The 14,276-nt window shown below is 54.2% G+C and carries 8 protein-coding genes; 4 read left to right on the top strand and 4 right to left on the bottom strand.

The window, feature by feature from the left end:
- Positions 1-53 precede the first annotated feature (53 nt).
- The 3 genes from CEE69_RS17800 to CEE69_RS17790 form a co-directional block, all read right to left on the bottom strand.
- Positions 54-1,631, bottom strand: a complete 1,578-nt coding sequence (locus CEE69_RS17800) for an HTTM domain-containing protein (RefSeq protein ID WP_099261954.1) — start codon at positions 1,629-1,631, stop codon at positions 54-56.
- A gap of 163 nt (positions 1,632-1,794) precedes the next feature.
- The gene (locus CEE69_RS17795) at positions 1,795-2,259 is read right to left on the bottom strand and encodes a hypothetical protein (RefSeq protein WP_143549279.1); all 465 of its coding nucleotides are present in this window, start codon (positions 2,257-2,259) and stop codon (positions 1,795-1,797) included.
- Positions 2,260-2,434: 175 nt separating this feature from the next.
- Positions 2,435-3,487: a DUF1559 domain-containing protein gene (locus CEE69_RS17790; protein WP_099261988.1), complete on the bottom strand. Its 1,053-nt coding sequence runs from the start codon at positions 3,485-3,487 to the stop codon at positions 2,435-2,437.
- Between the two features lie 749 nt (positions 3,488-4,236).
- Between CEE69_RS17790 and CEE69_RS17785 the strand changes: the two genes are divergently transcribed.
- The 3 genes from CEE69_RS17785 to CEE69_RS17775 all read left to right on the top strand — a co-directional run bounded on the left by CEE69_RS17785 (position 4,237) and on the right by CEE69_RS17775 (position 8,567).
- The gene (locus CEE69_RS17785; RefSeq protein WP_099261987.1) at positions 4,237-5,526 is read left to right on the top strand and encodes a 3-keto-disaccharide hydrolase; all 1,290 of its coding nucleotides are present in this window, start codon (positions 4,237-4,239) and stop codon (positions 5,524-5,526) included.
- A gap of 5 nt (positions 5,527-5,531) precedes the next feature.
- Complete coding sequence (locus CEE69_RS17780) at positions 5,532-8,201, top strand: beta-propeller fold lactonase family protein (protein WP_099261952.1); 2,670 nt, start codon at positions 5,532-5,534, stop codon at positions 8,199-8,201.
- Positions 8,202-8,369: 168 nt separating this feature from the next.
- Positions 8,370-8,567, top strand: coding sequence for a cold-shock protein (locus CEE69_RS17775; RefSeq protein ID WP_037198672.1), 198 nt, complete (start codon positions 8,370-8,372; stop codon positions 8,565-8,567).
- Between the two features lie 168 nt (positions 8,568-8,735).
- On the opposite strand, the gene CEE69_RS17770 is transcribed toward CEE69_RS17775, so the two are convergent.
- On the bottom strand, positions 8,736-10,121 hold the full coding sequence (locus tag CEE69_RS17770; RefSeq protein WP_099261951.1) for a Gfo/Idh/MocA family oxidoreductase: 1,386 nt from the start codon (positions 10,119-10,121) through the stop codon (positions 8,736-8,738).
- Between the two features lie 355 nt (positions 10,122-10,476).
- Here CEE69_RS17770 and CEE69_RS17765 point away from each other — a divergent pair, with 355 nt between their 5' ends.
- Positions 10,477-14,241 carry a CHAT domain-containing protein gene (locus CEE69_RS17765; RefSeq protein WP_099261950.1) on the top strand — a complete coding sequence of 1,255 codons (3,765 nt, stop codon included), beginning with the start codon at positions 10,477-10,479 and terminating at the stop codon, positions 14,239-14,241.
- Positions 14,242-14,276 lie beyond the last annotated feature (35 nt).

The raw sequence follows: 14,276 nt of genomic DNA, 5'->3' as shown, positions 1-14,276 counted from the left end.
GGGGCGATCATTCGTTTGATCGAGAGCAAGGAAGCGGGGCCAAAGCATGGAATTCAGTTTCCAGCGACGGAATCAACACGCTGAGAGACTGCAATCGCAGCCGAACGATCAGGGGAAGTTGCCCCTGAATTCGGAACAGGTCGTTGTGGGATTCTCAATGCCATCATCTGGGGTGGGAGATCCAAATCCAATTGGCTTTCCCATTGTTCCAGCGGAACCTTCCAAGCCAAATGCCGATACGGTTCGTGAAGATCCACAATCCAGTCTGGATAGCGCAAGTCACGAGGTTGCTTCGTCAAATCAACAGACGGATCGATGATCGGCTGTGGCTTTCGTCCATTGAGAGAAACCAAGGCCAGGGCGCGAAGTTCGACGTTCGGATGCCCTTTGGTCGCCAAGTCATCCGCGATGAACAAGCACAACTGGTGAATCATTCGTGGGTCGCGTCCAACCACCGCGAGTTGTCGCTGGGTCAAATAGGGACGCAAGTCAATGACTCCCGACCGACCAGACTCTGGATCCGTCGCGTAGACGCGAACGCCACTCACTTTCGCGCGAAGCAGCATGTGCCACGAGAAGTGATGTGAATACTCGGACCAGCTTGGATTACCGGGAAGCACGAACACTCGCAGCGGAACGATTGTTTGAACGCCAATCCAAAGCAGCACACATGAGACCACGGCACGCTGCGGCAATGAGAACCGAGTCGTCAAAGGCGTCTCAGCAAACTCCGGACGATTGCTCCATCCGAAACGATGGAGGAGCTGCCGGGGCCATCCCGGATCAAAGTAGACCGTCGTCGCCGCGATCATCAACCAAGGGAAAATTCCGATGTTCCACAAGTTGTGATTGCTGATGTGAAACGCACAGGTCAGGACGAAACCCAACAACCGTGTCTTGCGGAACAGCAAGAGCGGAACAATCGCGAGGTCAAACAAAAGGCCTCCCCAGCAGACAAGCTGAACGAGATATTCCTGATCAAACGGGAATTTGGAAATCCACGGATGGTCTGTCATGTACGAAAGCGTCGTTCGCATTGGCTGACCTCGCAACCAATCGGCATTGAGCTTCGCGATCCCACCAAAAAAGTAGGGGACTCCGATTTGAAAACGCAACAACCACAGGCACCACGCCGGTGCGGTGTCACTGCGTTGACTTGGATTTCGCCAAGCATCGACTGAGAACGCTCTTCCCGCCGGAAAGAACGGCATCATCAAACTAAGAAGTGTGCAGAGGTAGTAGTGGTTCAGGTAGTACGCTTTGTCGATCAAGAACCAGTACAACATTCCCACTGCGAAAAGGGTTGTGACCAGGCGATACCACAGTCCCATGGCGATGCAGATTGCGAGCCCCGCAAACGCGATGTACAGAAGCGACATTCCTTCGACCGCCACCCCGCCGATCGCAACGCTGAGGTCGATCGGTTTCACCCAATCAAAACCGTAGTACGTGAAGTGGTAGGCAGGCAGAGTGTAGTTGTTGTAAGGGATGCCGTTGCGAACACCGCTGATTGCCCACCAGCACATCACAACGCCAAAAGCGATGCGAAAAACCACCAAGAAGTCGATGGGGACGGCTTGCAACAGTCGGTTGCTGATTCGGTTGAATGCCGAACCTGTTTCTTGTGTCATGAAGGATCAGTTGATATTTCAGAGAAAGACTTCGATGGGCACGCCCGCTGCTTTCACAACGGAACGCAGCCCATACGGAACACCAGTTGATGCCAGGCAAAAGTCACAACCATTCACCTCGAACAATGAATGGCACGTTCCAATGGCGACATCCATTCAAGGATTATTCGTCGTCATCATCATCGTCGTCTTCATCCGCTTCGAGTTGTTCTGCTCGAGCGTCTTGTCGGGTCTTCTTTGGCAGGTCAATCTCAAATGTGTTTTCCGGTCCACTGGTGACCTCGACCTCCATGATCATCCGGTCAGCATTCATGGCACAGTCACAACCTGGTCCGCTGCCTTTGCCAACCTTGATGATGTGAGGGCCAACGACCGCACCATCGCCGTTCCCATAGGTTGATACAGTGAATTCACCTTGTGGGTTGATCACGCCAAGGCCAATCTTTCCCACCACGGCATCGTCACCGACTTGCTTGGGTTGAAAGTAGACAATGCCGCCACCAACGGTCTCGCCGTTGCATTTCACGACGCCTGTCACGGGCGCGACCGGGAATCCGTCGTCACCACATCCTGGCAACAGCGTGGTCGCCAAGCAAAGAACGACAAACAACGTTCTTGGTGAAATCATGTTTGAATAGTCTGAAAGGTTCATTGGAATATTTGGACGGTTGGATAGAAAGTTCAGTCGAAAGAATCGTGTGGATTGGTCGTTCGACGACCAAAGATGGAACTCCCTCCCCGCACACAAGTCGGGGAGAGAGTTACCGAGATTTCATGAAGCGGAAAGAAGCCGCATCAGAGCTCTAGAATTCACCAACGACTTCGCCGTCGTTCATCCCAGCAAGAGCTTGGTATGTTTCCATCGAAATGCTTTCGGTGATGAATCGCACCGAACCATCTGCGAAGTTGAACTGCGCACCACCTTGGTGGTAGCTGAATGCACAGTCATCATCGATTGCGTTGTACATTTTCCCGACCGAAGCGAAGGCGTTGATCGGTGACGAGGTGCGTGCCGTGAAGCGAACCGATTCGTCGGTTCGGGGCATCCCGATCCAGACGGGCCAGTCTTCCAGCGAAGTTGGACTTTCGCCAACCGCGGCTGGTTTGCTGATACCAGAGGCACGGACATACGTCGATTCGCCGACCGCAATGGTGTTGGACAATCCGTCGATCACGTCGCGGAACAAGCGAGGTTCGCCTTCGGCACGTTTCACGAACATACCGTTGTCACCCAAGTGATTGCCCGCACATCCTTTGTAGCTGGTGGTTGCCAATCCCGTTGCTTGATTGGCGTGGAACATGGGGTTCACGTCCAGCGTACCGACGCCAAAGTCTCCCGATCCGTAGATGCTCCATTTCAAAGGTGCGTTCTTGGGCATTGCGGAAGAAGGACACAGGTAAGTGCCAACCGGCGTGGTGGCAGCTTCCCAACGTCGTTGAATCCGTTCCGTGGGCGACCCGCCATCGATTTCACGAATCAGGCTTTCCATGGGACGGCCAGTGATACCATCTTCCATTTCCCAGTAACCCGAGGGATCGACTTGCTCGTAGAGAGCACTTTGTTCGATGTACGGAAGTAAAAAGCAAAGGAATCCGTAGCCATCGTCGTCTTTCGTTCCGCCAAAGCCAGAGTCATCCACATAAGTGAGACCGGCTGGAGGCAAGACTTTGAAGGTGGATTCATAGTTGTGCAACGCCAACCCAATTTGTTTCAGGTTGTTTTGGCACTGCATGCGCCGGGCGGCCTCGCGTGCTGACTGCACGGCTGGCAGAAGCAATCCGACAAGAACGCCGATGATGGCGATCACCACCAGCAATTCAACCAAAGTGAACGCCATTCTTGCAGGCTGTTTCATCGTCTCATTTCCATCATTGGAGGGTATGTTGGCTGGCATCCGCCAAGCCATGTTTCAAAACTGCAAAAGAAGATTCATTCCAAACCAAGTGGTCCGATTTGGATTCGCGAGAAACAAGGATTGATCGAATTGACAGGCACGTTCCCTTTCGCGATCGCACCGAGAACAAAACCCAACTCCCTTGTCTCTTGCGGCGGGAGTGTGGCAAAGGAATGTGAATTTGAAGGAGACGCTCAAACAAACATTCGATGAAGAAGAGTCCTCTTGGAAACCCGAAGCTAAAAGCGTGAGCGAGGAAGAATCCGTTTGGTTCGTTCCTCGTTTACAACACGGTTGTTCAACTGCATTCTGCAAACGGAATCATTAGCCGATTGCCGTTAGCCCCGGTTGGCGTCTGGTTAACCGCCGCTAACGCGGTGCGGCTGATTCAATCAACGTGCCGGTGAGCGAGGAACGCGTGACATTGCAACGAGCCAGTGGGTCCCTCGCTGAGGCGTCGGGTTTCTAGATGCGTGACGAGTTCACAGGAACGACTCCATCAGGTCGCCGTCAACTCCAGCTCCGTGGATGTCGTTTCACCCGATGAATCCCGCTTGCTTGCATCGCTTTGTGGCAACTGCCGAAGAGGTTTTGGTGGATGGCAGTTTGCGATGCGGTCCTTGTGTAGAATGCCTGCCGCCGCGAAGTTTGCGGTCCCGCCTCGTCGAACCTACCTTCCGACAAACAAGAGAAGCTCAAGAATGACAACCATGAGAAAGCACGTTGCCGTCGCCATCCTGGCTGGACTTTGGACATCAATTACTCTGACCGCCTCGGCGGCAGAAGTTGAGGAGGGCTTTGTTTCCCTATTCAACGGCAAAGACCTGAGTGGATGGGTGAAACGCGGCGGGTCCGCGAAATACCACGTCGAAGACGGAGCGATCGTTGGCGAGTGTGTGCCCAACACTCCAGGCAACACGTTCATGTGTTCGGAGCAGGAATTTGGTGACTTTGTTTTAAAACTGCAGTACAAGTTCCTGGAAGCTGGCAATTCGGGCGTTCAATTCCGATCCGCTTCTCGCCCAGAAGGCGATCGTGAAAGAGTGTTTGGCTATCAGGCTGAAATGCGACCGGGCGGTGACATGACGGGTCGGATCTACGATGAAGGCCGTCGCGGCCACAAACATGGCATCATTTGGTTGGACGCCCACACGTCCGAGGAACGCCTCTCCGCTGCTCAGGCGAGTTGCCGCCAAGGCGAATGGAACGACCTGGAAATCCAATGTGTCGGCCCATCGATCAAGACTTGGTTGAACGGCAACTTGGTCGTTGACATGTTCGACAGCTTTTCCATGAAGGGTTTTCTGGGTCTGCAAATTCACGGCGGAAAGTCCGGGTCCGTTGCTTGGAAGAACATTCGCATCAAGGATTTGGGGGAGAGCCAGTGGAAGTCGTTCTTCGTCAAAGGCGAGGACGGCAGCTATCAACTCCAAGACGCCAAGTTTGTCCTGCCCGAAGAATGGTCGTTCACCGAAGAAGGCGTTTTGCATGGCGTCCACTCCAAGAGTCAGGGAAAAGACGGGCTGGTCATTTCCAACGACAACTACGACGACTTCATCGCTCGGGTGACGTATCGCATGCAAGGCGGCAACAGTGCGTTGTACTTCCGCGCTGAGGAAACCAGTGCCCCTTGGGTCCTGCGTGGCTTCCAAAACGAAATCGCAAACAACGGCAAGGATTCGGCTCTCTGGCACACCGCCGGAATCATTGATGGAAAGAAGATTCCCGGTCGCGGTTGGATCGTGACCAACGATGACTTGGTCGAGAAGGTTCGCAACAAAGACGGAGGCTGGAACACGACCTGCACGGCCGCGTACGGCGACCGACTGGTGCAAACGCTCAACGGATTTTGCACGTCGGACATCATCGATGAAGAGTGCGAAAAGACCGGCAAGCTCGGTTTACAAATGCACGGCGGCACGGACTGTGAAATGTTCTTCAAGGACTTTGAAGTCATGCCGGTCACGGAAGACATGAAGAAACTGATCGATCGGAAGTGAATCGAATGATCACAACAATCAACAGCGGATTGAAATCCAAGCTCGCAAAGCGATTCGCGAGGCCAACTTGCCTGGCGGTTCTCGCGTTGCTGTTCACGAACATTGCGTGGGCGCAAGACGAGCCAGCCTCCTCCGACGAATCAATCACGATCGCCTTGATTGGCGACTCGACGGTTGAAGATTACTCCGGTTGGGGCGTGGCGTTTCGCAAGCGGTTCAACGACAGCGTCACGGTGCTGAATTTCGCGAAAGGCGGAGCGAGTTCGAAGAATTGGTACAGTGGCAACCGAATGCCAGCGGTCTTGGAAGCCAAACCCGATTACGTTCTGATTCAATTCGGGCACAACGATCAACCCGGCAAAGGCCCCGAGCGAGAAACCGACCCCGATACGACCTACCGCGACAGTTTGAAACGATATGCGGTGGAGTCGAGATCGATTGGTGCTCAACCGATCTTGGTCAGTTCTGTCACGCGGCGTCGGTTTGATAAGGACGGCAAGATCCGCACGACGCTGACACCTTGGGCGGACGCGACGAAAGCAGTTGCCGCGGAACTCGACGTGCCCTTCATCGACTTGCATCGCAGAAGCATTGAACTGCACAACCGTCTTGGTCCAGAGGCCAGCATGGAGTTCAACTTCAAGCAAGGAGACCTGACTCATTTCAGCGAAAAGGGTGCCGCCGTCATGGCGGATCTAGTCATCCAGGAATTGAAAACTCAGGTTCCTGGCCTGGCACGATTTCTAACCACCCCATCATTACCGGCACAGAGCGATTCATCCGAGTCGACTGCGAATCGGCCGTTGATGGCTTACGTGGGAACGTTCAGTTCACCGCTCGGCGATGTCCCGCCGACGCAAGTCGATTTGCCGGAAGGCAATGGTCGCGGCATCCATCTCTTTGAAGTCGATCGTGAAAGCGGTGCATTGAAAGCTGCCGGTACGTTCGATCTTGGTTCAAGCCCAGACTGTTTGGTGATCAACGCGGCTCGTGATCGTCTTTACTCGAGCAACGAAACGGATCGTTTTGGTGAGGCGAAGCTAGGCTCCGTCAGTGCCTTTGCGATCGATCCAGTTAACGGGCAACTGACGTTGCTGAACACAGTCAGCTCGGAAGGGGATGGCCCGACCTATGTCAGCATTCATCCGTCTGGCAAATTCTTGTTTGTTGCCAACTACTTCAGTGGCTCCGTGGCTGTGCTGCCGATTCTTCCGGACGGACGTTTGGGCGAGGCCACCGATGTCAAAAAAGACACGGGAACAATCGGGCCTACCGAGGCGACACATGCGCCGCCGGGTAGTTTCGCCATCAGTGGTCACGATGGGTCGCACGCTCACATGATCGAGGCGGATCCATCCGGTCGTTTTGTGCTGCACGTGAACCTTGGGCTCGACAAGATCTTTGTCTGGGCATTCGATGCTTCCACGGGAACGCTGACTCGCAATGATCCAACGAGTGTGGATTTGCCTGCGGGCGATGGACCTCGCCATTTCGACTTTCATCCCAATGGACGTTGGCTGTATTCGATCCAGGAAGAAGGTTCGACGGTTACGCTGTTTGACTACGCCCCGTCAGGCGGTCAACTGAATTCGCGGCAAACGGTTTCATCGTTGCCTGTCGGTTTCGCGGGCAGCAACTTCTGCTCGGAAATTTTGGTTTCCCACGACGGGCGATTCGTCTACGCCGGCAATCGCTTGCACGACAGCATTGGAATCTTTGCGATTGAATCGGACGGCTCGCTGCGTCAGGTAGGCAACGAATGGACTCGCGGGAACTACCCACGCAGTTTCAATTTTGATCCGAGTGGTCGGTTCTTCTACGTTTGCAATCAGCGGGCTGATAACGTCACCGTGTTCCGGATCGACCGTGACTCGGGGTTGTTGGAATTCACCAATCATTACGCTCCGGTTGGCAATCCTTCCAGCATCACGTTTGTCGACCTCGCTGCTCGCGACGATTCCGTTCAGCTACTACGACGCGTCTCGGTTCCCGAAGCCCACCAAGCCGTCGCGGTGGATGAGTCGTCCTTTTTCGCGATCTCGAATCGAACGATCGTTCAATATGACAAGCAAACGGGAAAGCGTCTGGTCAAGTGGGTAGCCCCCGAGGGCTCTTGGATCAAGCATCTGAACAGCGGCATCGTCAAGGAAGGCCGTTTGTATTGTGCCAACTCCAATTGGCCCGCCAAACCGCTTAAGAATTCGATCGAGATTTTCGATGCGGTGAGTTTAAAGCACCTGGATTCGAAACCGTTCAGCGAATCGGAGGGAGCGATCAACTGGATCGATCGCCACCAAGGAGCCTGGTGGATCGTGTTTGCTTTCTACGGTGAAGCGGAGGTTCGACGCACAAAACTGGTCCGATACGACGATCAGTGGAACGAGACTGGCGAATGGACGTTTCCAGAATCGGTGATCCAGCGTTTTCTACCAAAAAGCAATTCAGGCGGCGGTTTCGGGCCGGACGGGCATTTGTACGTGACCGGACATGACCACGCTGAGCTGTATCTGCTCGATGTTCCCGATAACGGAGGTGAGCTCAAACACGTCTCGACTTTGCCCGCACCGATTGCAGGGCAGGGAATCGCGTGGGATTTTGACACACCGGGCAGACTTTTGGGAATTGTTCGTGCCAGCCGCGAAGTTGTCTTTATGCGTGTTATCCGGGCAAAGTGAAACGCGAATCCGCGTTTGCGAAGAGAAAGTTCGATGAATTAGAGAATGCACGCCACTTTGTGGTCGGCAGGTGGGCTACATCTGATACGATGCCTGCCGCAGTCGACAAGCTAAGACAACTTCGTCTCCGGCATCGGCTGCCAAGAACTCTTTTGAATAGATTGAAAAATGGCAGAAGGTACTATCAAACGTCTCACCGACAAAGGCTTCGGATTCATTGACGTTGGCAGCTCGAAAGACTTGTTCTTTCACTCGTCCAGCGTTGAAGGCGTGAACTTCGACGACCTGCGTGAAGGTCAGCAAGTCACGTTCAACGAAGCACGTGGCGAAAAAGGCCCTTGTGCAGAAAACGTCCAAGTTCAGTAGTTGAATTCGGGTTAGTCACCCATCTTCCTGTTCCGTCGTGAACGCATCTCGCGGACGACAGGCGAACGGAAGAAACCAAGACTGTAAAAATACAAAACGGCATTTGGCTCATCGAGCCAAATGCCGTTCTTTTTTGTCTGGCATGTTTCCTGCGATTCTCGCGAAAAACTACAACGTGTAGTACTGCTCCCAGCCCTTGCGTGGCGGGTTTCCCTTGAGCAGTTGGTTGGCTCGTTCGTTGTTGGTGATTTCACCTTTTTCAGCATCGAACTTGAGCGTGCCACCAAGTCGTTGAGCGATGCAGCCAAGCATGAACACCTGCGTGAGCGGCCCCGAGACAGCAAACTTCGAATTGCATTCTTCTTTGCCCATCGCGGCGAGCAAGAAGTTCTTCATGTGGCTTTGATTGGTTTCGCCCGAAGGAATATCCGGCGTTTCGACCGACTCAGACAAGATGCTGAGCTTTCCGTTGTGGGTGCCGCCAATGAACGTCAAATCGTCGCTGTACATGACCTTTCCACATGCCGGCATCGATTTACCTTGGCCGAGCTCTTTCGGACGTGGCGGTTGGTTTTTGACACCGTCGTACCAATTGATCGACATGGCGGGCATGCCCGGTCCTCGCTCGGCAAACTCGAACGCGATGGTTGTGGCCATGGGGTAGATGAAGTCGTTGGGGCCTTCCAGCTTGTCGGCCCGAACTTCGTAGGGCAGCCCTAGTTCAAGGAAGCGATGGATGCTGTCCAACGTGTGAGGCCCCCAGTCGCCGAAGGCACCGTTTCCATAGTCGTACCATCCACGCCAGTTGCCTTTGTCAAGACGATCGCTGTAGCTCTGCATCGGCGCGGTCGCGGTCCAAACATCCCAGTTCATTCCGGCGGGCATCTTTTCCGCAGCGGGATAACCGGTCACGTTTCCCCATGGATGCCAACGTCGGCCCTTGTTCATGCAAGCGTCGACGCGGCGCACGTTTTTGATGATTCCTTCGTCGACCCAAGTCTTGAACTGCATGCGTTGCGAGGACGAGTGACCTTGGTTGCCCATCTGGCAAATGCCGTTGTGCTTTTTCTCAGCAGCGATCAACAACTCGCATTCTTCGAAGGTGTGAGCGAGTGGCTTTTCGACGTAGACAGCGACACCTTCCGAGATGGCTCGCATCGTGATTGGGAAGTGCGTGTGGTCAGGCGTTCCGACGGTACATGCGTCGATCTTGTCGCTCATCTCATCAAACATCTTGCGGAAGTCGTCGTAGACCTTCGCATCCGGATGCTGCTGTTTGAACTTCGCGGTCCGCGACGGATCGGCATCGCAAAGCGCGACGACGTTAACCATGCCGGATTTGACCGCGTCGTTTCCGATTGCCGCACCACGATTGGTGCAACCAATGATTGCAAAGTTCACCTTGTCGCTGGACTCAGCAGCACCGACCGATTGGAGGCCGATGGTTCCAATGCCAGCCGAGGCGGCGGCTGCCGACTTCAAAAAGGAACGACGGTCGGCGTTGATGATGGTGTTGGTCACGTCAATGAATTCCGGGTGAGTGAATATTTGCATCTGAACGGCTCAGGAGGGTGCCGTTCAATTGAGCCCACACAAAACGTGATTGCCCGTTTCGGTGCAATAGAGGGGGCAGATTCTGAACCAATATGATAGCTGATCCGAGCCGTCCGTTTCATTTTGTTGACGCCAGCTACTTCTTTGATTCTGGTAGATATTCCCTGTCGGATCGCAGCTTCATGTTAGGCGTCGACACTGCTATTTCACGGAAACAGTGTCATCGGGAACGAAACGCCATCACACTGCATCCAAAAAGACCGGCGAATTGAATTCAATCCCTCCGAAGCCGGCGGTAAGAGTCGCTCGACGCGAATTGCCATTTCAAACTCCTTTTTCGCCAAGAGAAACAGAAATGATTGTTCGGCACACCGGACACTGCGTTTGGATTGCCTTGCTGACTTGGTTTGCCGGTCATGGCGGGCTGATTGCTCAGGAATCCGATCAGTCTGCCAAAATTCGTTTGAAAGACGGAACGGTCGTCATGCATCACGAGGATGGCCCGGTCGGGGTCCATCTAACAAACAATGGCCGAGTGGTTGCCTGCGAATTTGCTCCTGTCGAGCATTGGGGGAGATCCGCCACTGCGAAGGCGATCGTTGTGGTCGAGCTATCGACCGGACGTGAAATCAGCCGAATGCCATACTCCGATCAATTTGTCGCCAAACGTTCGGCGTGCTCTCCCGACGGCCGGTATTTCGTCGCTTGCGGAAAGCAAACCGCGAAACTGTTCGATCTTGAAACTGAAACGCTTCTTCGTTCCTGGCCCCTGAATAATGCCAACTCGTTTGTGGTTGGGAATCCGAAGGGCTATTCGTTTGCCCTCTGCGATGAACAGACGACCACAATTTGGAACTTCAAAACCGGCGAGCCAATCGCCAAGCTGCCGCAGCACCCAACGATGGTGATGTGTGCCTCTTTCGACCAACAAGGAACCTGCCTGCTAACCTCCTGCAACGAACTGACACGAAAGTGGGACCTGGAATCAAAGACCGCCACGAATGTTCCCGTGGATCACAGCTTGAACGACTTAGCAATCAACCCCGAAGGCTCCACCGTCTTCGGGACATATTGGACCAACTCGAGTGAGGGTGGCGTTGCGAGTTTCGACATGCGGTTGGGACGTCGGTTGTTGTTTCTGCCCGATCACCACGCCATGCAGATCGACTTTGAGACGGGGCAGTTGTTCACCGTGCGTTGTCTTGGAGACGAAGGAGTCAGCGCAGTTCAGCTGCGGCGACTAGCCAATCCAGACAGTGTCGAGTACCTGCCATTTGCTCCGCGCGTACGAGAACTGCTTGAAAGCAACCGGTCAATTCCATTCGATGATCTCAGTTTGTCGCCGGATGGGAACTTCCTTCTTGTCAGGCTCGAATATGGGCGTCTCAACCAGATTTGGAAGCTCGATTCAGACTTAAAGGAGCATTTTCTGAACACCGCGTCTGGGTTGAAGCACACCTATGTACCCAAAGTTCCGAAGGCAAAAGCCAAGACAAAAGAAGAGCTCTTCGTGGAGCGAATCGAAGGAATTGTTCACCGAGTCACCGATCTGAATGACCGTGGTGAACATGAGAAGGCTGTCCACGAGATCGAGTCGCTGCTAGCAGCAGGAGAGCGAAGACTGGAACGCGCACCGCGAAGACATCAGCTGTTGCTTACCAATTGCGGCCAGGCATACGAACATCATTTGTTGCAGCCTGAGAAAGCGCTCCCGCTTTATGTGCACGCGTTGAAGTTGTCCGAGTCGGCCAATCGATATGGAGTGCGATGGGAGTCTTTGCTCAAAAACATCTCTTGGACGCAGGAAAAAATGGGGGACTCATCTGCTGCAGCAAAGAGTCTTCGTCGGGTGATCGATCATCGACACAGCAACGAACTGGATGTCTCCCCTTCCGACTATGCGCGACTGGGTGGACTCATTTTCGATGACGACGATCCGAATGCCGCATCGGAAGCAGTGCAGCTCTTCATCCGGGCATGGCATCAATCAAAAGCCAAATCTGGAACGCTGAACGTCAGTACGCGTCACATGTACGACCAATTGGTGAGTCACGCGCAGCGGGCGAACCTGTATCGGCAGCTCGAAAGCGTATTGACCGAACAGCTTTCTGATTACGAGCGATTTGTCGGTCGGAACCATCCCCACACGGCACAGGCGACGCTGCAACTCGCCCAACTCTATGAACGTCTCGGAAAAGACACCGAAGCGTTGCGGACGATGGACCGAAGTCAGCGAGCTTTGAAGGACCATGTTGCACGAGTTCTGCCATTGATGTCAGAACAGGAGCAAAGTGACTTCCTTCGCGAACAGTTTCAGCCAGCGGTCAATGCAGCGTTGATGATGGCGGTGAGACTTAAACAGCATCCAGACGCGGCGAAGTACTCGTGCGAATGGATTTTGAATTCGAAGGGCACGGCAACCCGGGTGCTTGCGGAGCGAACGCGGATGGCGGCATCGACAAAGGATCCGCAAGTTCGCGCGATTGCCAAAGATTTGGCTCAGGTGCGAAACCAAATCTCCGAAATCGGCTTGCGTTCGGTCACTGCACTGGAACGACCATCTGAACCAAACGGTTCTCGTTTGAGTTCACAAAGCGAATTGGATCGACTTCGACAGCGTGAATCAGAACTCTCGTGGCAACTTGGAAGTGCTGGTTGGACCGAAATGAGGCTTGAGCCATGGGTGACGCTCGAACAAGTTCGGAAGAACATTCCCGATGACACAGTACTGATCGAACTGGCAGTCGTTGGGTTGAAGACGAAAAGGCTGAACACCAATCGGGATCGTGCTGGACGATTTTCGAAGATCGGAATTGAGACAGCCGATCCAATGGCCGTCGCGTGGATCGTACCTGCCCTCAGCAAGGGCGAAGTCCGACTGAAAGTTGTTTGCCCGGACTGGGATCAGCTCGCCAGGCCGATCAACCATTTTCAGGCAGTCCTCCGGGGGCAGTTGGTTGCGAATAGCATGGCATCTTCCCTTCAGAATCAATTGACTGAGATCGCGTCACATCTATCCCAGCAGTTGCCCGGTGAAGCTTGGAATACAAAGAAGCTGTTGATATCACCTGACCATCAACTGTGGATGGTGCCCTGGGCCGCTCTCCCGGACGAGGAAGGACGTTTCCTGATTCATCGACATGAATTTCAATACCTACTCAGTGGCCGCGACTTGCTGACCCGAGCGTCGCTCGAGCCAATGTCTGCTCCTTTGGTCGTGGCGAACCCCGACTATGGAACCGGCTCGAAAACGGACGCCAAAGTTGTCCCGTTCGGGCCTCTTCCAGGAACGGCGGAGGAAGCTCGGGGCATCCTACCATCGCTGAAACAGCTGGCCGCGGGTGAGCCCGAGGTCTATTTGGAAGCGGAAGCAAAGGAGTCCGTCGTTCAATCAGCACTCCGACCTAAAGTAGCCGTTTTTAGCACACACGGTTTCGCTGAACACAGAGACGGCCAGCATCCTCTGGCAACTTGCGGGCTGGCATTTTGCGATGCGAACTCGGCGATTGAAGGAAACGGGAATGGCGTGTTGACTGGATTGGAGGTGTTGGCAGCGGACTATCGAGGAACCGAACTGGTCGTCTTGAGTGCCTGCCAAACTGGGCTAGGAATCGCCAACAGTGGTGAGGGTGTCACCGGACTGCGGTATGCATTCCAACTCGCGGGAGCCCGTAACGTTGCCGCGACGCTGTGGTCCATCCCAGACCAAATCACCGCCGAGATGATGACCGACTTCTTCCGTCACTACGCGGCGGGCGAATCGGGAGGAGCGTCACTACGTCAGGCTCAACTCGCCATCATCGCAAAGCTGGAGGATGCGGGATACTTCCCTGCACCACAGCTATGGGCTGCCTTCACAATCGCGGGTCCTCCGCCAAAAACCGCGTCGGATGACTTGAACGCAAGAGCAACTTTGCCCACTCAAAACGCCATTGCTGTTCGCACATGGCGAAGCGCAGATGGGAAGTTTTCAGTGCGGGCGGAGTTCGTTTCTGCAGATGGCCAGCACGTCGTGCTACGTAGAGAAAATGGAAAACTAAGCAAGGTCCCACTGAACAAACTGCATGCGGATGATCTGGACGCCATCGGTAAGCTGAGAAGCACCGATCCAACTCGATGAACGACTTGCGGACGTTGCGCTGACGCGGAGCCAAA

Origin of the sequence: Rhodopirellula bahusiensis (assembly GCF_002727185.1) — a bacterium.
In the GTDB taxonomy this organism is placed as follows: Bacteria; Planctomycetota; Planctomycetia; order Pirellulales; family Pirellulaceae; genus Rhodopirellula; species Rhodopirellula bahusiensis.
The sequence above is the reverse complement of the archived record's forward strand: the minus strand, read 5'-3'. Positions and strand labels throughout refer to the sequence as shown.